The organism is Methyloligella halotolerans (assembly GCF_001708935.1).
GTDB classification, from domain to species: Bacteria; Pseudomonadota; Alphaproteobacteria; order Rhizobiales; family Methyloligellaceae; genus Methyloligella; species Methyloligella halotolerans.
On sequence record NZ_MASI01000001.1, the window covers coordinates 565,602 to 586,244 of the forward strand.

15 protein-coding genes, 2 tRNA genes and 1 pseudogene are annotated in these 20,643 nt (G+C 63.6%); 5 read left to right on the top strand and 13 right to left on the bottom strand.

Annotation, left to right across the window (positions count from 1 at the left end):
- Nucleotides 1-12: 12 nt before the first annotated feature.
- The 3 genes and pseudogenes from A7A08_RS02820 to A7A08_RS02830 form a co-directional block, all read right to left on the bottom strand.
- The gene (locus tag A7A08_RS02820; RefSeq protein WP_069093991.1) at nucleotides 13-1,251 is read right to left on the bottom strand and encodes an SPOR domain-containing protein; all 1,239 of its coding nucleotides are present in this window, start codon (nucleotides 1,249-1,251) and stop codon (nucleotides 13-15) included.
- 621 nt (nucleotides 1,252-1,872) lie between these two features.
- Nucleotides 1,873-3,629 (bottom strand): annotated as a pseudogene (gene argS / locus A7A08_RS02825) (arginine--tRNA ligase).
- A gap of 33 nt (nucleotides 3,630-3,662) precedes the next feature.
- Nucleotides 3,663-4,847, bottom strand: a complete 1,185-nt coding sequence (locus A7A08_RS02830) for a deoxyguanosinetriphosphate triphosphohydrolase (RefSeq protein ID WP_069094289.1) — start codon at nucleotides 4,845-4,847, stop codon at nucleotides 3,663-3,665.
- A gap of 171 nt (nucleotides 4,848-5,018) precedes the next feature.
- On the opposite strand from A7A08_RS02830, the gene erpA reads away from it, so the two are divergent.
- Nucleotides 5,019-5,351, top strand: a complete 333-nt coding sequence (gene erpA / locus A7A08_RS02835; protein ID WP_069093992.1) for an iron-sulfur cluster insertion protein ErpA — start codon at nucleotides 5,019-5,021, stop codon at nucleotides 5,349-5,351.
- A gap of 195 nt (nucleotides 5,352-5,546) precedes the next feature.
- Nucleotides 5,547-6,329 (top strand): exodeoxyribonuclease III, encoded by a 783-nt coding sequence (gene xth, locus A7A08_RS02840; RefSeq protein WP_069093993.1) that lies wholly within the window; start codon nucleotides 5,547-5,549, stop codon nucleotides 6,327-6,329.
- Nucleotides 6,330-6,372: 43 nt separating this feature from the next.
- Here the strand turns inward: xth and A7A08_RS02845 are convergent, their stop codons facing one another.
- The 6 genes from A7A08_RS02845 to A7A08_RS02870 all read right to left on the bottom strand — a co-directional run bounded on the left by A7A08_RS02845 (nucleotide 6,373) and on the right by A7A08_RS02870 (nucleotide 16,011).
- A complete protein-coding gene (locus A7A08_RS02845; protein ID WP_169822903.1) occupies nucleotides 6,373-7,524 on the bottom strand; it encodes a tetratricopeptide repeat protein in 1,152 nt (383 codons plus the stop codon).
- Nucleotides 7,525-7,528: 4 nt separating this feature from the next.
- Nucleotides 7,529-9,253 (bottom strand): dihydroxy-acid dehydratase, encoded by a 1,725-nt coding sequence (gene ilvD / locus A7A08_RS02850; protein ID WP_069093995.1) that lies wholly within the window; start codon nucleotides 9,251-9,253, stop codon nucleotides 7,529-7,531.
- A gap of 305 nt (nucleotides 9,254-9,558) precedes the next feature.
- The gene (locus A7A08_RS02855; protein ID WP_069093996.1) at nucleotides 9,559-12,279 is read right to left on the bottom strand and encodes a valine--tRNA ligase; all 2,721 of its coding nucleotides are present in this window, start codon (nucleotides 12,277-12,279) and stop codon (nucleotides 9,559-9,561) included.
- A gap of 206 nt (nucleotides 12,280-12,485) precedes the next feature.
- Complete coding sequence (locus A7A08_RS17075) at nucleotides 12,486-13,496, bottom strand: DUF2497 domain-containing protein (RefSeq protein ID WP_083226386.1); 1,011 nt, start codon at nucleotides 13,494-13,496, stop codon at nucleotides 12,486-12,488.
- Between the two features lie 148 nt (nucleotides 13,497-13,644).
- Entirely contained in the window at nucleotides 13,645-15,120 is a 1,476-nt protein-coding gene (locus A7A08_RS02865; protein ID WP_083226387.1) for a TolC family outer membrane protein, read from the bottom strand.
- A gap of 150 nt (nucleotides 15,121-15,270) precedes the next feature.
- On the bottom strand, nucleotides 15,271-16,011 hold the full coding sequence (locus tag A7A08_RS02870) for a protein-L-isoaspartate O-methyltransferase family protein (RefSeq protein ID WP_083226388.1): 741 nt from the start codon (nucleotides 16,009-16,011) through the stop codon (nucleotides 15,271-15,273).
- 134 nt (nucleotides 16,012-16,145) lie between these two features.
- On the opposite strand from A7A08_RS02870, the gene A7A08_RS02875 reads away from it, so the two are divergent.
- Nucleotides 16,146-16,219, top strand: a tRNA-Cys gene (locus tag A7A08_RS02875).
- Between the two features lie 34 nt (nucleotides 16,220-16,253).
- On the opposite strand, the gene A7A08_RS02880 is transcribed toward A7A08_RS02875, so the two are convergent.
- Complete coding sequence (locus A7A08_RS02880; protein WP_069093998.1) at nucleotides 16,254-16,556, bottom strand: hypothetical protein; 303 nt, start codon at nucleotides 16,554-16,556, stop codon at nucleotides 16,254-16,256.
- Nucleotides 16,557-16,762: 206 nt separating this feature from the next.
- On the opposite strand from A7A08_RS02880, the gene A7A08_RS02885 reads away from it, so the two are divergent.
- Nucleotides 16,763-16,838, top strand: a tRNA-Asn gene (locus A7A08_RS02885).
- Nucleotides 16,839-16,879: 41 nt separating this feature from the next.
- Here the strand turns inward: A7A08_RS02885 and msrB are convergent.
- The gene (msrB, locus tag A7A08_RS02890; RefSeq protein WP_069093999.1) at nucleotides 16,880-17,374 is read right to left on the bottom strand and encodes a peptide-methionine (R)-S-oxide reductase MsrB; all 495 of its coding nucleotides are present in this window, start codon (nucleotides 17,372-17,374) and stop codon (nucleotides 16,880-16,882) included.
- A gap of 176 nt (nucleotides 17,375-17,550) precedes the next feature.
- Between msrB and A7A08_RS02895 the strand changes: the two genes are divergently transcribed.
- Nucleotides 17,551-18,486 carry a diacylglycerol/lipid kinase family protein gene (locus tag A7A08_RS02895; protein ID WP_069094000.1) on the top strand — a complete coding sequence of 312 codons (936 nt, stop codon included), beginning with the start codon at nucleotides 17,551-17,553 and terminating at the stop codon, nucleotides 18,484-18,486.
- Nucleotides 18,487-18,550: 64 nt separating this feature from the next.
- On the opposite strand, the gene A7A08_RS02900 is transcribed toward A7A08_RS02895, so the two are convergent.
- Both A7A08_RS02900 and A7A08_RS02905 read right to left on the bottom strand, forming a co-directional pair.
- A complete protein-coding gene (locus A7A08_RS02900; protein WP_069094001.1) occupies nucleotides 18,551-18,952 on the bottom strand; it encodes a DUF3597 domain-containing protein in 402 nt (133 codons plus the stop codon).
- Nucleotides 18,953-19,136: 184 nt separating this feature from the next.
- Nucleotides 19,137-20,519: a sensor histidine kinase gene (locus tag A7A08_RS02905; RefSeq protein WP_069094002.1), complete on the bottom strand. Its 1,383-nt coding sequence runs from the start codon at nucleotides 20,517-20,519 to the stop codon at nucleotides 19,137-19,139.
- Between the last annotated feature and the right edge of the window lie 124 nt (nucleotides 20,520-20,643).

The following is a 20,643-nucleotide window of genomic DNA, read 5'->3' on the forward strand; positions in this document are numbered from 1 at the left end:
CGGCAGCCTGCTCTACTGGGCCATCACCAGGCAGTCGTTGAGACCCTTTGCCTTCAACTGACCGCAAAGCTGAGATGCGTCGGCCTGGCTGGACATGGGGCCGACCTGGAGACGGTACCACACGCCCTTGTCGCCAAGGTTCACGCGGTTGACCATCGGCCGGTAATTCGCCAGCAGCGAAGGATATTTCTGCTGCATGTCGGCGAAGGCGGCGAGTGCTTCGGTCTGATCCTTCTTCGAAGCGACCTGGACCACATAGTTCCGGCTTGCGGCCGCCGGCGCGGGTGCCGGCTGTGCCTGCGGCTCGATGGAGGCCGTGGTGGTCGGCTCGGATTGGGCGCCGGCCGCATTGGCGGTGGCCTGTCCTGCATCGACGGAGCCGTCGGGACGCACGGTTAGGGTCTTCACCTTGCGCGGTCCGGAATCCGGGTCGGATGCGTCGGCCGCACCGGCGTTGCCGGCGTCATTGGCGGCCAGCTCCGGCATATCCGGCATGTCGGTCTGGGCCGGCATGTTCGGCAGGGCCAGCTCTTCCTGGCGCGGAACGAGGCGATCGGCCTCGGGCTGATCGCCGTTCTCGAGCCGGTCGTAGATCAGCTTGTTCTTGTGAGGGAACTCCTTGCCGCCGGGTTGCTCGGGCGCTTCCTTGACGGGGGTGTTCTCGGCCGTGATCAGGGGCGGCTCGCCGGAAATGCCGCCACCGCTCTGCTTGAAGGCAAAGGCGAGAGCGCCGCCCAGAGCGATGGCGCCGACCACGGCGCTGCCGATCATGATGCCGCTGCGGCGGCCCATATATTTGCTGAAAATGCCGGCCTTGACCTTACCGTCGGCACCGCCCTCGGTACCCATGAAGTCGGCATCGGACTGGGGTTCGGCATCCTGGTATCCGGCGCCCGGCTGGCCGTAGCTCAGCGGGATCTCGGGCGCGCCGTCATAGGCTGCCTCGTAAGTCTGCACCGCGTGGCTGCCATCCTGCGGCGCATATTCGCCATCGGGATATTGGCCCTCGGCATAAGCCTGACCGGCATAGGCGTTGGGATCGTAGCCCTGCTCTGCGTAGTCCTGCTCGGCGTAAGCCTGATCGCCATAGCCGTTGCTATAGCCCTGCTCCTGTCCGGGCCCATAACCCTCGGCGGGAGCGTAGTGATCGTATCCCTGGGCCTCCTGGTCCGCATAGGCTGCTTCTTCGCCATAGGCTTCGAAGCTCTGCTCGACCGGCTGCTGCCCCGCGTATTCGGACGCATCTTCCATATCCAGGTCGAGCGGCTCGTCTTCGGCCGCGCCGGCGTCGTGATAGGCGCCGTTCTGGTAGGGCTGGCCGTATTCGGCGCCTGGTAATCGGTCCCCTGGTAGGGCTGCTGGGGATAGCCGTTCTGATCGTAGCCCTGCTCGGCATAGGTCTCGGCAGGGTAGCCGGTCTCGTCCTGATAATACGGCTGACCGTTCTCGTAACCTTGCTGACCAGCATAACCCTGCTGGTCGTAGCCTTGGTTCGCGTAGCCCTGATTATCGTAAGGCTGGTTGTCGTAGCCCTGGTTCTCATATCCTTGGGGCTGCTGGGCGTAGCCCTGATGAGGAGCGTAGTGCTCACCCTGATATGCGCCGCCCTGGGCGGTCTCGTCGTAGGTGTAGTCGGCAGGCGCCGGCTGGGTGTCGTAGCCCGGGTCCTGAGGATAGGCCTGCTCAGGCGCGCGGGTCACCGGCGTGTAAGACGGCATACGCGCGAACGAGCCGGCGGCAAGTCCGGTCGCCGCCCGCGGACGCGGCGCGGGGCGCTGCCCCTGCTGACCGTGTGCGGCGTTTCCAGGCCGACCAGCCTGCTGATCCTTGATAGACATGGCTACTCCCCTCGAACCCTTCCGATCGGCGGGCTCAGTGCAACTCTTCAACCGGTTTGACGCCGAGAATGCCCAGTCCAGACGACAAAATGCGCTTGACAGCTGACACAAGCGCAACACGAGAATTCGTCAAATCTGGGTCGTTTTGGTGAATAAAACGTAATTGTGGCGAGTCTTTGCCTCGATTCCAGAGGCTATGGAAGTCACTCGCAAGGTCATGAAGGTAAAATGCAATGCGATGAGGTTCATGGGCAGACGCGGCCGCCTGAACGATTCGCGGATAGTCCGCCATGCGCCGAATCAGAGCGAGTTCCGACTCGTCGTTCAACAGATCTATTGCCGCCTGCCCCAACGCATCACCCCCTGGGTCGAGTGTGGGAAAGACCTCCCGCACATTACGCAACACCGAACACGCCCTCGCATGGGCGTACTGGACATAGAACACCGGGTTGTCCCGCGACTGCTCGGTGACTTTCGCGAAGTCGAAGTCGAGCGGCGCGTCGTTCTTCCGAAACAACATCATGAAACGAACCGGACCAGGCCCGACCTCGTCCACGACGTCCCTCAAAGTCACAAACGTCCCGGCGCGTTTAGACATCTTTACAGGCGTGCCAGACCGAAACAAGCGAACCAGCTGACAAAGCTTAATATCCAGCTCGGCCTCTTCGCCGAGCAGAGCTGCAAGGGCCGCCTTCATGCGCTTCACATGGCCCGAGTGATCGGCGCCCCACACATCGATCATCGTGTTAAAGCCGCGTCTGAACTTCTCGCGGTGATAGGCGATGTCGGAAGCGAAATAAGTCGGCGAGCCATCGGATTTCAGGAGCGCCCGATCGAGGTCGTCACCAAAATCCGTGGAACGGAAAAGCAGCTGTTCGCGGTCTTCCCAGTCTTCGTCGACCACGCCCTTGGGCGGCGGCAAACGGCCTTCGTACACAACCCCCTTCTGCTTGAGGTCGGCGATGGTCTCCATGACGAGATTCTCGCCTTCGAGCATGGAGCGCTCGGAAAAAAATACGTGATGGCTGATGCCTAGCTGGCTGAGGTCATCCTTGATGAGAGCCAGCATGGCGTCGACTGCCTCGAGCTTTACGGTCGGAAGCCAGTCCGACTCGTCAGCTTTCAACAGCTTATCCCCATATTTCGCCGCCAAGGCCTCGCCGACGGGCTTGAGGTAGTCGCCCGGGTACAGGCCTTCGGGGATTTCGCCGATATCCTCCCCAAGCGCCTCGCGATAGCGGAGATAGGCGGAGCGGGCGAGCACGTCGATCTGGGTGCCGGCGTCATTGACGTAATACTCGCAGGTGACGTCATGGCCGGTAAATGACAGGAGGTTGGCCAGCGCGTCGCCGAACACCGCTCCCCGGCAATGGCCCACATGCATGGGGCCGGTCGGGTTGGCGGAGACATACTCCACGTTCACCTTCCGGCCGCGCCCTGGTCGCTGGAGCCGAAGGCTTCACCTTGCCCCAGCACGGCCCGCACCACACCCGGCCAGAAGCTCTGCTTCAAGGTAAGGTTGAGGAAGCCCGGCCCGGCGATCTCGACCTTCTCCACATCATCGTGGGCCTCGATCATGGGCAGCAGCTTTTCGGCCAGGTCGCGCGGCTTCGCCTTGGACGGTTTCGCCAGCACCATGGCGGCATTGGTGGCGAGATCGCCATGGCCCGACTCGCGGGGCGGCTCCATGGTGATGGCGCCGAGTTTGACGTCGGCGGGAACGATGCCGTCTTCCTGAAGCTTGGCGACGGCGTTCAGAACCGCGTCGTGAAAGGGTGCAAAGACATCCATGGTCGAAAATCCGAAAAGTGAAGCGGCGGGGCCCTAGCGCAAGTCCGGGGTCACGTCAAACAGCCGGGCATGTTCGGCGAGCGCATAGCGGTCGGTCATGCCGGCGATGAAATCGCAGATATGTCGGGCGTAGGCGGGCGAGCCGCGATCGGGCGCCTGGTCGCTCCAGTTGGGCGGCAAGGCGCCAGCATCGTCCTTATAGCGTTGGAAGAGGTCGGCGACCACCTGCTCTGCCCGGCGCATGATGCCCATCACGCGGTCGTGGCGGTAGACACGTTCGGTGAGAAAATCCCGCAAGGTGTCGAGTTCCGCCGTCATCTCGTCGGAGAAGGCCGCGATCGGCCGGCCTGCGAAGCGGATCGCATCGGCATCCTCGGGCGCCAGGTCCTCCAGACGCTTCGCGGTCTCGTTCCGGGCATCGTTGATCATGCGGGTGATGAGGCGCCGGTTCAGCTCGTTCAAGAGGCGCGGCGTCTCCAATTCGGGATACCGCCAGCGAAGCTCTCCGAGGATCACGCCCACCAGGGGGATTTCGCCAAGCTCCTCGAATGCGAAACAGCCGAAGCGGAAGCCGTCGTCAACGTCGTGATTATTGTAGGCGATGTCGTCGGCGAGGCTGGCGAGCTGGGACTCCAGATAGGCATAGGTGCCGAGCTCCAAATCGTGCTTGGCGTTATAGTTGAGGACAGGCGCGGGCACCTCTTCGTCCTCGGAATCCGGGCCCTCTAGCGGGCCGTTATGCTTCACGAGCCCTTCGAGAGTCTCCCAGGTGAGGTTCAGCCCGTCGAAGCCGGCATATTTCCGCTCAAGCTCGGTGACGACCCGCAAGCTCTGGGCGTTGTGGTCGAAACCGCCGGCCCCTTGCATGGCCCGGTCGAGCGCCCGCTCACCCGCATGTCCGAAGGGCGAATGGCCGAGATCGTGGGCCAGCGCCACCGCTTCGGTCAGGTCCTCGTCGAGGGCGAGGCTGCGCGCCATGGAGCGGGCGATCTGGGCCACCTCCAAGCTATGGGTCAGCCGGGTCCGGTAGTGATCGCCCTCGTGATAGATGAAGACCTGGGTCTTGTGGGTGAGACGCCTGAAGGCGGTCGCATGGACGATCCGGTCGCGGTCGCGCTGAAACGGCGAGCGGGTCGCGCTTTTCGGCTCCGGCTCGTAGCGCCCCCGGCTTTTCGCCGGATCGACGGCATAGGGTGCGCGCGCGAACGGGTAGGTCACGGCGCCCGATTCTTGGACTTTAAGGTGGTCGGTCAGCGTCTCGAACGGCCCGTCAGCGATTGACAAGCCGGGCCGTACCCCTATCTCTCTGGTATGATATCGAGGCGAGAGGCTCATGGCCTTTCGCTCATGCACTTGAACTCTCTCAATCGCGGACAGACCTAACCCAGGATGACTGAAGCGTCCATCACCATAAGCGACAGCGCCGTCCAGCGGATCAACGAGATCCTAAAGGCGGAATCCCAGGACACCGTGCTGCGGGTCACCGTCGAAGGCGGCGGCTGCTCGGGCTTCCAATACCGGTTCGACCTCGTCAAGGAACGCGAGGACGACGATATCGATATCGGGCGCGACGGCGCGCGGGTGATCATTGATCCCATGTCGGTGCCGTTCGTGGCGGGCAGCGAGATCGACTTCGTGGACGATCTGATCGGCGCCCATTTCCAGGTCAACAATCCGAACGCCACCGCGTCCTGTGGCTGCGGCACCAGCTTCTCGCTTTAGCGGGTCGTACAGTTTCGTCACCCCCGGGCTTGACCCGGGGGGCCATGCCGTTACTTCTCACGTTCCTCAGCGGACCAATCGGACCGCTTAGATTCGCTGCGCCGTCCGGGTATGGATGCCCGGATCGAGTCCGGTCATGACGACGGAGAGGGTTGGCCGGCATCCCGATGAAAATGGTCGTATGACAATCGTCCCATGAAAATCGCCACCTGGAACATCAACGGCATCAAGGCCCGGATCGACACGCTGCTGACCTGGCTGAAGGACGCCTCGCCCGATATCGCCTGCCTGCAGGAGATCAAATGCGTGGACGAATCCTTCCCGTCGGAGCAGTTCGAGGAGCTCGGCTATAACGTCGCCGTGCATGGCCAGAAGGGCTTCAACGGCGTCGCCCTACTCTCCAAGCTTCCGTTCGACGAGACGGCGCCGCGGCTTGGCGGAGACGATGCGGACGAACAGGCGCGCTATCTCGAGGCGGTGGTTTCGGTGCCGTCGGGCGTGGTGCGGATCGCCAATCTTTATCTGCCCAACGGCAATCCGGCGGACGGTCCCAAATACGATTACAAGCTCGCCTGGATGGATCGGCTGAAGGCGCGGGCGGCAGAGCTTCTGACCTACGAAGAGCCCATGGTGATGGCCGGCGACTACAATGTCATCCCAATGCCCGACGACGTCTACAATCCGGCGGCCTGGGTGGACGACGCCCTGTTCAAGCCGGAGACGCGAGCGCAATTCCGCAGCCTGCTCAATCTCGGCCTGACGGACGCCTTCCGGGCCTGCCACGACGAAGCCCATCAATATACGTTCTGGGATTATCAGGCCGGCGCTTGGCAGAAGAACCGAGGATTGCGGATCGACCACCTGCTGCTGTCGCCGCAAGCCGCCGACCTTTTGCGAACCTGCGAGATCGATACGGCCCCGCGCGGCTGGGAAAAGCCGTCGGACCACGTGCCGATCTGGATCGAACTCTCGGTTTAGAGCTTCGGAGCGTTTGGCGCCGAGGCGCCCCTTCAGGTCCGGCCTATTGCAGGCCGCCAGCGGCACTGCCGCTAAAGCCCATGGACACGCCCATGCCCGCCGAACCGCTCGTCATATCCGAAGGCATGACGGGCGCCGCGGAGGCCGAGGCGGCGCTCTGATCGCCTGCGGCATTCATGCCCTGCAGGCTGATGACCGGCTCGCCGATCCCTTCCGGTGCCACGATGGCATCGTCCGAGACGGTCTGAGCCGTCAGCGCGGGATCTTCATGGACATCGAGATCGCCGATCGGATCGCCCAGGACGAAGCCGCCGATACGGGAGCCGATGGACCGCTCGTCTGCCATCTCCTCGTGATGCTCGTGTGCCGAGACGATGGCCACGCGCGGGCCGCCCCAGCGTGGAGTGGTCGCTTCCACCGCCTGGCGGGTCTCGTCGTCGATGTCGCTGAAGGCCTCGGCGTAGAGATCCTTGATCCAAGCCGGCTCATTGCCCGTGGTCACCGAGTTATGGTGGGCCAGCGCGATCAAGGCGAGACCTCGAATGTAACGTCCGCTGCCCTTCTCGCTGCGCCACAGCATCTCGCCCAGCATGGCCTGGGATTCGGGATGCTGCTTGCGGGCGGCCATGGCCAACCAGTTGGCGCCGAGGCGGAGATTGCGCTTCACGCCATTGCCGGACAGGTAGAGCTGGGCCAGTTCGTACTGGGCGTCGGCGTCGCCGAAATAGCTCGCCGCATGGCCGAAGAGATCGGCGGCCCGTTTCGGATCTGGCCGCAAGCCGATCTGCGGGATGCCGGCGAGCTGATATCGACCGAGCGCCACAAACGCGTCGGCGACGTATTTCGCAACCGGGCTGCGCGGCGGGATATCGGCGTAGGTGTCGGCGATCTGACGGTAATAGGTGAAGGCCTGGGCGTCGTCCTTCGGCACGGGCCCGCCCTTGGCGTAGAGCTCCGCAAGACGGAGCTGGGCGCCGAGGACGCCGCGATCGGCGGCGAAACGAAGCGCCGGAACCCCCTTGTCGACCGCGCCGGACTGAACCGCGGACACGCCTTCCCGATAGGCGGCGGTGGCGGAGGAGAATACGCCGGCGGCGACGGCGTTTGCGGGGCTCGTCTTCTGGGCCGGCGTTTCCGCCGGCGCAGGGTTGAGCCAGAACGCAAGGACGCCGGCCGCGGCTGTGATCAATGTCACTCGGCTAGACATCTGCATAGCAGTTCACTTCCGCTTTGCCGCCGGGATGGGTCACCGCGCCGTCGCGGGCGGGTCCCACCTGCTCGGCATATTTCCAGATGGCGCCGGAACCGAATTTCGGCGCGGGCTCTTTCCAGTCCTTCTTGCGCTCCTCGAGCTCAGCCTCGGAAAGCTCGTGGTCGAGGATGCCCTTCTCCGCGTCGAGGGTGATCATGTCGCCGTCGCGGATGAGCGCGATGGGACCGCAGACCGCCGCTTCGGGGCCGACATGGCCGACGCAGAAGCCGCGGGTGGCACCGGAGAAGCGCCCGTCGGTGATCAGGGCGACCTTGTCGCCCATGCCCTGGCCATAAAGCGCAGCCGTGGTGGCGAGCATCTCGCGCATGCCGGGACCGCCCTTCGGGCCTTCGTAGCGGATGACGAGAACCTCGCCCTCCTTGTATTCCTTCTTGCTGACGGCGGCGAAGGCGTCCTCTTCGCAGTCGAAGCAGCGGGCGGGGCCGCGGAATTTCTGATTGGCGAGGCCGGCGACCTTCACGATGCCGCCTTCGGGCGCAAGGCTGCCGCGCAGCTCGACCACGCCGCCGGTCTTGGAGATCGGTTTGTTGGCCGGATAGACGACGTCCTGATCCGCATTCCACTCAACACGCGCCATGTTCTCTTCGATGGTGCGGCCAGTGACGGTCATGCAGTCGCCGTGCATGAAGCCGTGCTCCAGCAGGGTCTTCATGACCAGCGGGATGCCGCCGGCCTCGAAGAGGTCTCGCGCGACGTAACGGCCGCCGGGCTTCAGATCGGCGATATAGGGGGTCTTGCGGAAGATCTCGGCGACGTCGAACAGGTCGAACTCGATGCCGCATTCATTGGCGATGGCCGGCAGATGGAGCGCTGCGTTGGTGGAGCCGCCGGATGCGGCGACGACGGCGGCTGCATTCTCCAGCGCCTTGCGAGTCACGATGTCCCGCGGCCGGATGTTCATGGCGATGAGGTCCATGATCTTGGCGCCGGCGGTGTGACAGAAGCGGTCGCGCATCTCGTAGGGTGCGGGCGCGCCGGCCGAATAGGGCAGCGCCAGGCCGATGGCCTCGGAGACCATGGCCATGGTGTTGGCGGTAAACTGGGCGCCGCAGGCACCGGCAGAGGGACAGGCCACTTGCTCAAGGGCCTCCAGATCCTCGTCGGACATGTTGCCGACGGAGTGCTGGCCGACCGCCTCGAAGACGTCCTGGACGGTGACGGGTTTGCCCTTGAAGGTGCCGGGAAGGATGGAGCCGCCATAGATGAAGATCGACGGCACGTTGAGGCGGACCATGGCCATCATCATGCCGGGCAGAGACTTGTCGCAGCCGGCCATGCCGACCAGCGCGTCGTAGCAATGGCCGCGCATGGTGAGCTCGACGGAATCGGCGATCACCTCGCGGGACGGCAGAGACGACTTCATGCCCTGGTGGCCCATGGCGATGCCGTCGGTGACGGTGATGGTGCAGAATTCGCGCGGCGTGCCTTGGGCGGACGCGACACCCTGCTTCACGGCCTGGGCCTGGCGCATCAGCGAGATATTGCACGGCGCGGCTTCGTTCCAGCAGGTGGCCACGCCCACGAAGGGCTGATGGATCTGCTTGGACGACAGCCCCATGGCGTAATAATAGGAGCGGTGCGGGGCCCGGCTCGGGCCCTCGGTCACATGCCGGCTCGGCAGGCGCGACTTATCGAAGGTTTTAGCGTCCATTCCTCAAGCATCCGATGGGAGCGTCTCAATGATCCCGAAAAGATGGCGGCAGGAGGGCTCGCCGCCGTTTTCCCCAAACCTCACTCAACTGGCCTCAAGGCCCGGCATTGTGTGCCGGGCGAGCCGTCGTTCGGGCGCCCAATACACCCGAAACGGCTTCTTCCCTGTTAATGGCAGCGGGTATCAATGTTTTATGGCGCAAAGGAGGCGCAAATGCCTCACTTCGTTGCACATTTAGCACAGTCTAACCGGATTCCGGCAACTGCCCGCGAAGGCGCCAGCGGCATGCTCAAAAGCTGGGCGATCTAGAGGACCGCCTGGAGTCTGTCGAGAGCCTGGTTAAGGCGGGCGGCGGTGGCTTCGGCCTCGGATTTGCGCTCCCGCTGCTCCTCCACGACGTGCTCCGGGGCGCGCGAGACGAACTTCTCGTTGGCGAGCTTGGCGTCGAGCTGGCCGATCTCCTTGGAGACCTTGTCGATCTCCTTCCTCAGCCGTGCCGATTCCGCCGCGACATCGATGATCTCGGCCAGCGGAAGCGCGAGGATCGCCTCCTCGAGGACGATCTGGAGGGCGCCCTTTGGGGTCTCGCCAGCTTCGATGCTCTCCAGCCGGGCCAGCCGTTTTAGGGTCTCGCCATGGCTGGCGAGCCGCTCCTGGGATTCGGTGTTGGCGCCAGTGACGATGAGCGGCACGCGGGCACCGGCGGGCACGTTCATCTCGGCCCGGACGGAGCGGATCTCGGTGACGAAGCGGATGACCCAATCGATCTCCGCATCGGCCTGGGCGTTCTCAAGCCCCTCGTGGCGGGGCCAAGGGCTCAGCATGAGGATCTGCTCCCTGCCCTCGCCCAGCTTCGCCCACAGCTCCTCAGTGACGAAGGGCATGAAGGGGTGCAGCAGCTTCAGGGCGCGGTCGAGAACGTAGCCGGCCATGGCGCGGGTCTCACGCTTGGCGTCCTCGTCGTCGCCCATGAGGACCGGCTTGATGAGCTCCAGATACCAGTCGCAGAAGATGTGCCACAGGAAGTGATAGATGGCGCCGGCGGCGTCATTGAACCGGAAGTTCTCAAGCGACTCCGTGACCTTGACCGCGGCGCGTTCGCTCTCGCCGGCAATCCAGCGATTGACGGTGAGCGTCGCGCTCTTCGGATCGAAGCCGTCGACGGGCGCGCATTCGTTCATCTCGGCGAAGCGGGCGGCGTTCCAGAGCTTGGTGGCGAAGTTCCGATAGCCCTCGACCCGGGCAGTCGAGAGCTTGATGTCGCGTCCCTGGGCCTCCATGGCCGCTAGGGTGAAGCGCAAGGCATCGGCGCCGTATTGCTCAATCAAATCAAGAGGATCGATGACGTTCCCCTTGGACTTCGACATCTTCTGGCCCTTCTCGTCGCGGACCAGGGCGTGGATGTAGACCCGGTGGAACGGGACCTCCTCCATGAAATGGATGCCCAACATCATCATGCGGGCGATCCAGAAGAAGATGATGTCGAAGCCGGTGACCAAGACGGAGGTCGGGTAGTAGCGCTTGAGCGCCTCGGTTTCGTCCGGCCAGCCCAAAGTCGAGAACGGCCAGAGGCCGGATGAGAACCAGGTGTCGAGCACGTCCTCGTCCTGGGTCAGTTCCGTCGCCTCGCCGTAATGGGCCTTTGCCTTCTCTTTCGCCTCCGACTCGTCGGTGGCGACGAAGACGGTTCCGTCCGGCCCGTACCAAGCCGGGATCTGGTGACCCCACCAGAGCTGGCGGGAGATGCACCAAGGCTGGATGTTCTCCATCCAGTGGAAATAGGTGTTCTCCCAGGTCTTCGGGGTGAAGCCAGTCTGGCCGCTGCGGACGGCCTCGATGGCCGGCTTCGCGAGGGTCTTGGCGTCAACATACCACTGGTCGGTCAGGAAGGGCTCGATGACGACGCCCGACCGATCGCCGTGCGGAACGGCGTGGCGGTTGTCCTCGATCTCCGCCAGCAGGCCGCGCTCGTCCATCATGGCGACGACGGCTTTCCGGGCGGCGAAGCGGTCCTGGCCTTGCAATTCGCGAGTCGTCTGAGTCAGTTCCGAACTTCCGCTGACATCGCGGGTGAAGTCCTCGTTGCCTTCGAGGACGACCTTCCCCTCGATATCGAGGATATTGATCATCGGCAGGTCGTGGCGCTTCCCGACCTCGAAGTCGTTGAAGTCGTGGGCCGGTGTGATCTTCACCGCGCCGGAGCCCTTCTCAGGGTCCGAATACTCGTCCGCGACGATGGGAATGCGCCGGCCGACCAGGGGCAGGATGATGTGGTTGCCGATCAGATTCGTATAGCGCTCGTCCTCGGGGTGAACGGCGACGGCCGTGTCGCCCAGCATGGTCTCGGGCCGGGTCGTGGCGACGACGATATAGGTGGATGGATCCTCGGCATTGAAGTCGACGCCTTCCAGCGGATAGCGGAAATGCCAGAGATGACCGTTGACCTCGACCTGCTCGACCTCGAGGTCGGAAATGGCGGTCAGCAGCTTCGGATCCCAGTTGACGAGCCGTTTGTCCTTGTAGATCAGGCCGGCTTCGTAGAGCTCGACAAAGACCTTGCGGACGGCTTCCGACAGGCCGTCATCCATGGTGAAGCGCTCGCGGGACCAGTCGCAGGAGCAGCCGAGGCGCTTCAGCTGGGACAGGATCTTGCCGCCGCTCTCACCCTTCCACTGCCAGACACGCTCCACGAATTTCTCGCGGCCCATTTCGCGGCGCCCCGGCTCCTGGGTCTCCATGAGCTGGCGCTCGACAACCATCTGGGTCGCGATGCCCGCATGATCCATACCGGGCTGCCAGAGAACGTCCTTGCCGCGCATCCGCTCGAACCGGACCAGGATGTCCTGAAGCGTGTTGTTCAGGGCGTGGCCCATATGGAGCGAGCCGGTGACGTTGGGCGGCGGGATGACGATGGAGTAAGCTTGGCCGCCGTCGCTTCCGGCCCCCGCAGCAAATGCGTTCGCGTCTTCCCAGGCGGCGAAGATCGTGCCTTCGAGGGAAGCGGGCTGGTAGGTCTTATCGAGCATGGGGCCGGAGTCTCTTATGTCGGCCGCGGGCGCGAAGGCGCCGGCGGCAGGCTGGCAATTCGGAGACTGTGAATAGAGCGGAAGGGCGCGCGAGCACAAGAGGCGCAAGCCAAAGGGCCGCGGCGCCGCAATTGCGCGGTCCGACGACAAATCCGAATTGTCCGAAAAGCGAGAGCTGGGCCGGGTCTTGACGACCCGGCCGTCAGCTAGTTTCGCTGGGGCTTCACGTCCGACTGAAGCTCTTCGTGAAGCGCTTCCTGAAGCAGCCGGTCCATGTTCTCGTCGAGCCACTCGCGGAGCATGGGGCGAAGCATCGCCTTCACGGTCTCCTCAAGAGGGCCGGCAGCGGCGGCGTGAGCGAAATCGGCGGACTCGCGATGATGGGCCGCCCCATTCCGGCGCTCGGAGGCATAGGCGCCAGGGAACGCTGCCGCATCCTCCGCCAGGGTCTCGTCGTCATCCGGATCGCCGTAGGTCTCGCCAACCTCGAAGTCGACGTCGTCATCCTCCTCGGCGACCTCACGAAGGGCCGATTCGAGGGACGGCTCTTCTGAAGCCTCGGCCGGAAACGGCGTCTCGCCAGCAGGCTTCGCTTCGGCGGCCTGGGTAAACTGCTCCTCTTCCGGCTCGGATGGGGTTTCCATCATGCCGGAGCGGGACTGATCGCCCTTCAGCGCGGCGATGGCGGCCTCCAGAGCCGAGGTTTCCCGCACCAGGGCCTCGCCGGTGTCCTCCGGCTCGTCCTCTTCCTCGAAGGGGAAGGCGCCGTCGTCGGAAAGCTCCAAGGGCTCGTCCGCCGTGGCAGGGGCCGAGTCTTCAGGAGCACCGGCCGTCAGATCGCCGAGCTCGAGGATCTCATCTCCGCCACCGGCGACCTCGTCTTCCGGCTCGACGGCGATGGTCAGCTCCTCGATGGTCTCCTCGACGAACTCGATATCTGCCGGGGCCGATTCATCGGCTCCGGTGGCCGGGGCATTGTCGGGCGCGTCTGGCTGAGGATCCGTCTGAGCGCCATGCGGGGCCGCCGAAGGTGCGCCCGGCCCTGCGGGCGGCGCTGTCGGCTCCGGCTGCTGCTGCGCCGGCCGGGTGTATACCTCATCCGCTTCGGCGGCTGCCTCGTCCGGAGCGTCGTTGTTCTCTTCTTCGGAGATGATGCGCCTGATGGACGCCAGAATCTCCTCCATGGTGGGTTCCGGAGCCCGGTCCGTACTGCTCATAACTCAAACCTCTTGCCGCAATTCAAAACTGGCATCGCCAACGGCGACCCTGCTCTACCCCCCAGCGCGTGCGGAGCTTAACATAGGCTTAACGTACAAGTCTCGGATTGGTTGGCGGACACTTGGTTCCGCCTATGGTTAACGGGAGCTATTCGTCGGCTAGAGGCGGCGACGGAGGCCGCAGGCCGAACCACTTGTTTTTCACCGTATCGTAGTGCTCGAACGGATCGTAATAGGGCACGTTGAGGGCGAGGGTCTGGGCATCCATGCGGCCGATCGCGGCATAGAGCGAGTACTCCGCGACGACCCGATCACGGAGCGCGGTCACCAGATTGATCTGGGATTCCAGATATTCAAGCTGGGCATTCAATACATCCAGGGTGGTGCGCTGGCCGACCTGGGCTTCCTCGCGCACGCCGGCGAGCGCGATCTTGTTGGCCCGCACGGCAGATTCCGCCGAACGGATCGTGGCGGCGGTGGATTGCAGCACGCCCCAGGACGAGATCACGTCGGCATGGACTGCGAGGCGTGCTTCCTCGACAAGCTTCTTCAGCCGGTGGTTGTCTTCCTTGGCCTGACGGATGCGGGCAGCCACGCCGCCGCCCTGGTAGAGGGGCACTGTGACACGGCCCGTGACCGTGGTGGCCTCCTGCTCGTCCAGGCGGTCGGAAAGGCCGTAATCCTTCTGGTAGCCCGCTTCCAGGCTGACCTGGGGAAGCAGCTCGCCTGTGATCTGATTGACCACGTAGAGGGAGGCTTCCTCAAGATAGACCGCGTTGAGGATCTGCGGATTCTCGCCGTCGCCCAAGGTCTGGGCCTGGCTCAGGGTCCGCGGCAGGAGATGCATGATCGAGGTCGGCTTGGCGAGGCTGCGCGGCGGATGGCCGACGATCTGCTCGTAGGTGGCCCGGCTCGACTTGAGGTTGGCCTGGGCCACGCTGAGGGTCGACAGAGCGTCGGCGCGGCGGGCTTCGGCCTGAGCGACGTCCGTGCGGGTCACCTCGCCCACATCGAACCGGTCGCGGGTCTGTTTCAGCTGTTCGGTAAGCACGTTGACGTTGTTCTCGCGCAGGCGGATCACCGCCTCGTCGCGCACCACGTCCACATAGGCGATGGTTGCCTGGAGCAGCACCTGCTGCTCGGCATAGCGCAGGGCCTCCCGCGCCGCCTGAATGCCGGACTTGGCCTGACGGATGGCGTTGACGTTCTGGAAGCCTGCGAAAATGGTCTGGCTGAGGGTCACGCCCATGCTAAACGGCCGCGTCACCCCGTCCGTGGAAAAGGTCGTGAAGTCGACGCCCGTGCCCGTGCCGTCGGAAATGCCAGTGCCGACCCCGGTCGGGCCGTCGCTGTTCTGATTGATGTAGCTCTTGGAGGCGTTGCCGAGAATCTGAGGCCGCAAGTTCGATTTGGCGATTGGCAGATTCTCATCCGACGAACGCAGGGCCGCACGCTCCGCATTCAAGGTCGGATTGACGAGATAAGCATTCGCCAGGGCCTGCTGAAGCGATTCCGCATAGGCCGGCGCGCACATCAGCAGCGTCCCGCCAAGCGCAACCGCCAGCGGACCGACCTGCTTCAAAGCAGCGAAGGCTCTAATACGACGCACAATATTCCCCTGCATATGAGACGGCCCCTTGCCTCATGCCATGTCCCAATATAGGGCACCTGGCGCAATTAGACATACTCTGACTCGTTCAGAAATCCAAATTCCCGAAAAACATCAGCACCCTGTGTGAAGAGAGCAACAGCGCCGCGAAAGCCGTTCAGGCAGCTAAAAATCGAATACGGCTTCCGCCGCGAAGCCTGGCAGAGGCTTGGCGCCGGCCGAGAACTGGGGCAGCGCCACCAACTCGTCGTCGGTCTTCACAAAGAGGTAGACCGTCCCCTGCACGCCGTTCGATACGACCCCGACTAACCGTCCCCCTTCTTTAACCTGCTCTTCGATGGCAGTTGGAATGGTGGGCACGCTACCATCCATCAGGATGAGGTCATAGGGTCCGTCTGACGCAGCACCGTCGGTGAGGGTCCCTTGAACTATGCGCGCATTGGTTACGTCTAAGGCCTTGAGATTGCTCGCGGCCCGGGCTGCCAGCCCTTCGTCGCATTCCAGCCCTATCACCTCCCCGGCGAGACAGGAGAGGACAGCGACGGAGTAGCCCGTGGCACAGCCGACAACCAACACCCGGTCGGTCTCGTCCGGCTCCGCGAGCTGGATCATGCGGGCCAAAACCATGGGTGGCGCCAGATAGCGAGGCATTCTCCCATCGCTACCGCGGCCCCCGACATCGACGGGCACCGCGCCGTCCATATAAGCGAGCGGCAGGCTCGCCTCGCTCACGAAGCGCTCCCGGGGCAGACTTTCCATTGCGGAAATGACCTTCCGGTCATGGACGCCGGACGGCCGGAGCTGGGATTCCACCATGATCTCGCGGGCCGCTGCGAAGTCCGTTGCCCGCGCCGATGCGGAGCCTGCAGGCCCGCTGAATTGATTGATTCGGTTTTCGTGCGGCATGGGACGAAGCTTAGCGGGAGGCTTACGATTTGGCGACGTTTTTGCGCGACAGAGACGAAGGCTTGTTGACGCAATCACAAGCGACACTTAGTAACGCCGTGCAGGGCGATCCAATCGCTTTCCGCACTTACGAGGGCCACGTGGCGGAGTGGTGACGCAACGGACTGCAAATCCGTGTACCCCGGTTCGATTCCGGGCGTGGCCTCCAGTTTCTTGAAAAATCGGCGAAATCGACCCGGTGCCTATGGCGCCGAGCCGTTGCCGGTGCGGGGATCTTCCATTCCCGTTTCGCCGGCACGCCCCTTCCGTTCATCCTTTTCCTGTTTTCTGCGATGCCACCAGACGGTGAGCTGACGGCGCCATCGCCGCACGGCGGGAACGTCGACCGACAAGATCAGCAGGCCGAGAGGAATCATCCAAAACCCGAGGATTGGCAGGAATCCCAGGATTCCGCCAAGCACGAGTAGAACGCCGATGACGACGCGCAGGATGCGGGACCCCGGCAGCTTGATATGACGATCGCCGAAACGGATTTTATGGGCCATTGGCGGGATTGCTGCTCCGGGCTGACGATTCGACTTTGCGGGTGAGAGGCGCAGATATGCGCTCATTCATCCGCCTTCAATCGCCGAAGCAGAATGGCCGAGGCGCATCTTCGTTCCGGAGATGCGTAAAAGCCTTTAAAGACCAATCCGGTTTTGCTATGACGCCTCACGCGCGTCGCACCGATCACGGTCGCAACGTGCCCTGCTCCCCGGTAGCTCAGTTGGTAGAGCAAGCGGCTGTTAACCGCTGGGTCGCTGGTTCGAGTCCGGCCCGGGGAGCCAACTTTCTTCTTCACACATCCGGAAAGATCGCAGCCTGGCGATTACGCCGTGCCAGCGTCGAAGGTCAGCGCCACGCCGTTGATGCAGTAGCGCAGGCCCGTCGGATTCGGTCCGTCGTTGAAGACGTGGCCGAGATGACCGCCGCAACGGCTGCAATGGACCTCCTGGCGGACCATGCCCAAAGATGCGTCCCTGGATTGCTCCACCGCGCCGTCGATGGGCGCGTAGAAGCTTGGCCAACCCGTGCCGCTATCGAATTTCGTCTCCGATGAGAACAGGGCCAGATCGCAGCCGGCGCAGTGGAACGTGCCGGCGCGCTTCTCCTTGTTCAGGGGGCTGGTGAAGGGGCGCTCGGTCCCCTCCTCGCGCAGAATATAATACTGCTCCGGCGTCAGCCGCTCCTTCCATTGGGCCGGCGTATAACTGACATCGAACTTTCCGGCCTTTGCTGCCGTTTCCTGTGGGGCCAACAGGCGGACGCCCGCCAAGCCCGCGATCGAAAGGACCCCGATTCCAAGTTGGCGTCTGGTGATCATCGGTCTTTCCTTTCCGGCAGCGTAGGGACACAAAGTTCTTGAGGATAAAATGGGGACGAGCACCGGGGCCTTTCAAATCAACTTCACCCCACATGCGATCACGAGCAGGTTACACCGCGGTTTGCCTACGATTTGCCCCGCGCCGGCTTCGGCCCGGCCTATGAGATGAGATCCCTATGCGCCTCCTGATCCTGGTGAACCCCAATGCCTCGGGCGGCGAGGAGGCCATGCCGCGGCTGAAAGAGCGATTCGACTCCGAGCCGGACGCCGAGCTGGTGGCCGTCGAAACTCCCGACGAGATGCTGAACGCGCTCGACGAGCGCGGCCCGGAGGCCGACCGGATCGTGCTCGGCGGCGGCGACGGCACGATCTCCTCCATGTTGCCCAAGCTGCTGAAGCTGAAGAAGCCGTTGGGCGTGCTGCCCCTGGGAACGGCAAACGATTTCGCGCGGACCCTCAGCTTGCCGGAGGACCCGATCGAGGCGGTCGAGGTTGCGATCGGGCCGCGCACCCACCTGATCGACGTCGGCATGGTCAACGACCATCCATTCATCAACGTGGCGAGCGTCGGCGTGGCGAGCAAGGTGAGCGAACTTCAGTCGAAGGACTTGAAGCGTTCGTTCCGCGTGTTGAGCTACGCGATGAGCTTCCGGGAGGCGATCCGGGACGCCAAGCCGTTCAGCGTTTCCATGACGCTAGACGATCACAACCATTGGCGTGGAATGGTCCACCAGGTGAGCGTGGGAAACGGGCGTTTCCACGGCGGCGGGCTAGTGGTGGCAGAGGATGCCGCCATCGACGACGGCAAGCTGCACATCTACGTGGTCCGGCCGGGCACCTTTCTGGACCTCGCCGCCTCGGTTGCCAGCCTGAAATTCGGACTTGGGGGCGAACGGGAGACTCTGAAGCGGCGGGCCGCCGAAACCGTTCGGCTAACCACCTCCCGGCCCCGTCATATCAATATCGACGGCGACATCAGGAGCACCACGCCGGCGGAATTTTCCGTCGCGCGACGCGCGCTGGAAGTTGCCATCCCCTCCGAGCTGCCACCGCATCAGCGCGGCCTGGTCGATGTGGACGAGAGCCGGGCAAGCGAAGAGAGCGAAGTCTAGACCGGCACCCGATGGAGGGCGCCGGCCCACCCCGCTCCGGTGCGGGGATTTCCGGAAGGTCCGGCTATTTCAGGCTGTCAGGCACCTTGCCGCCGCTCTCGGCGAGCTTTTCCATCACCTGCTTATGAAGCCAGATATTCATCTCGGCGGAGCCGTCGAGGGCACCGGTATAACCAAGCTCCTGGGCAAGCTCCTTGCGCGCGCCGAGACTGCTATCGAGATCGAGCAGCTTCATCAGATCCACGATGGATTGCTTCCAGTTGTAGTCGCCGGGCCGGTTCGCATCGATCTTGGCGATGATGATCTCGACTTCCTCGACAGTGATCGGCTCGGCCGCGGCGGCTTCGCCGGGCGCTGCCGTCGGCGCCTTGCCCTCTTCCGCCTGAGCCTCGGCCGATTTGGCCTCCTCGGCCTTGGCTTCGCTGCTGCCGAAAATCGAATCTACGATCTTTCCAAATATGCTCATCGAATTATCCCTCTTAGACTTTGGATCTGATCCGCGCGCGGATGGCTGCGAGTGTCACCACATCACACGGGCAACTCATAAATATGTACTCTCCCACTCTAAGCTGCCGCCTGCGCTTTGTCGGCAAAAAGCCTAGAACCGAAACGCAAGACATCTTCAGCCCGACGCGGGACCGACCGCCGGCCTAATCGGCGATGAGCTGGCTCGGCGGGATGGCGATCTCGCAGCGAACGCCGTCCGGGTCGAAGGTGAGATCGACCTCCCCATTCAAGGCCCTGCCGACGACATTCTCGATCATGGTTCTGCCGAAGCCCACGGAATCCGGACGCGGAACCTGCGGGCCGCCACGCTCCTCCCAAACAAGCTTCACACCGTGGCCGTCGAACTGGTCCCAACTCACGTTCACGTGACCGCCGCTGGTGGAGAGCGCACCGTATTTCTGGGCGTTGACGAAGAGCTCGTGGAGCGCCAGGCCGACATTCTGGACTGCTTCCGGCTTCAACATGACATCTTCGCCTTCCACCTCGATCCGGTCCTCGTTGCTGGAGAGGTGGTTGTAGAGCTGGCTCTGAACCAGGTTCCGCAAGGATGCGCCGCGCCAATCGTCGGCCACGAGAAGATCGTGGGCGGACCCGATCGCCACCAGGCGGGCGTTGAAGCTGTCGAGAAACTCGTCGAGCGTGCATGTCCGCGCAGCAGTTTGCCGGGCGATGGCGTTGATGACGGCCAGAAGGTTCTTGGACCGGTGGGTGAGCTCGCGGAGCAGCAGACGGAGCTGCATCTCCTGGGCCCGGCGCTGGCTGATATCGACGACGACGGAAATCGTGCCGGCGGCCTTCTCGTCCTTGTCGATCATGGGCTCGACGAGAATGTAAAGGGCGCGCTGGCGTCCACCGCTTTCGTAGGTGGTCTCGAGCTCCTGCGGCTGCATGGTCGCCATGGCCTTTTCCTTGGCGGCGATGATGGGCTCGGCCACGCTGAGGGGCAGAACCTCCTCATCGCGCCGGCCAAGCAGGTTCTTCGACGACATGCCGGGCGGCGGATTGTGCACCCAGGTGAAGCGCATATCCGTATCCTGGGTGAAAACCCCGATGGGCGAGTTGCGAAGCGCCAGCTCGAACCGCTGCTTGATGCGCGCCAGCTCGCTCTGGTGGGCCGCGGCCCGCACCTCGAGTTCGGATTCCGCCTTGGTAAGTGCGTTGCGGGTCGCCGAATGAGCGGCGATTTCAGCCTCAAGATCCTTGTTGAACCGTTTGCGCAGCCGTGGCGCCAGCCACATCGCCAGACCGAGCGATCCGAGCGCGAAAACGCCTGCAAAGGCATTGAGCACCGCCTCGAACCGGTTGGCGCCGGACCACAGCCTCGGAAGATCGGCAAGGTGCGCCAAGCCGGCGATGCCCACGCCTATTCCGAGCAGCAGAAGCATGGCCGAGGTCAGGCCCCGGCGATTCTCAAACTGCGAATAGACGAAGAAAATGAGGCCGGCCATGCCGAGCAGAGCGATGGCGAGCATGATCTCGCCTGCGGTCTGCAAGTAGAGGAAGCCGCCGCTCATGCCGCCGGACATTTCGGATTCGAAAACACTAGCGATCCCAGACTCCATCATTTTCGAAACCGCGCGAGGACACATGCCATCCGTGACCGCGCCTCGCGGAAGCATTCAGTAAGCGGTCGTCGGATGTCACCGTGCC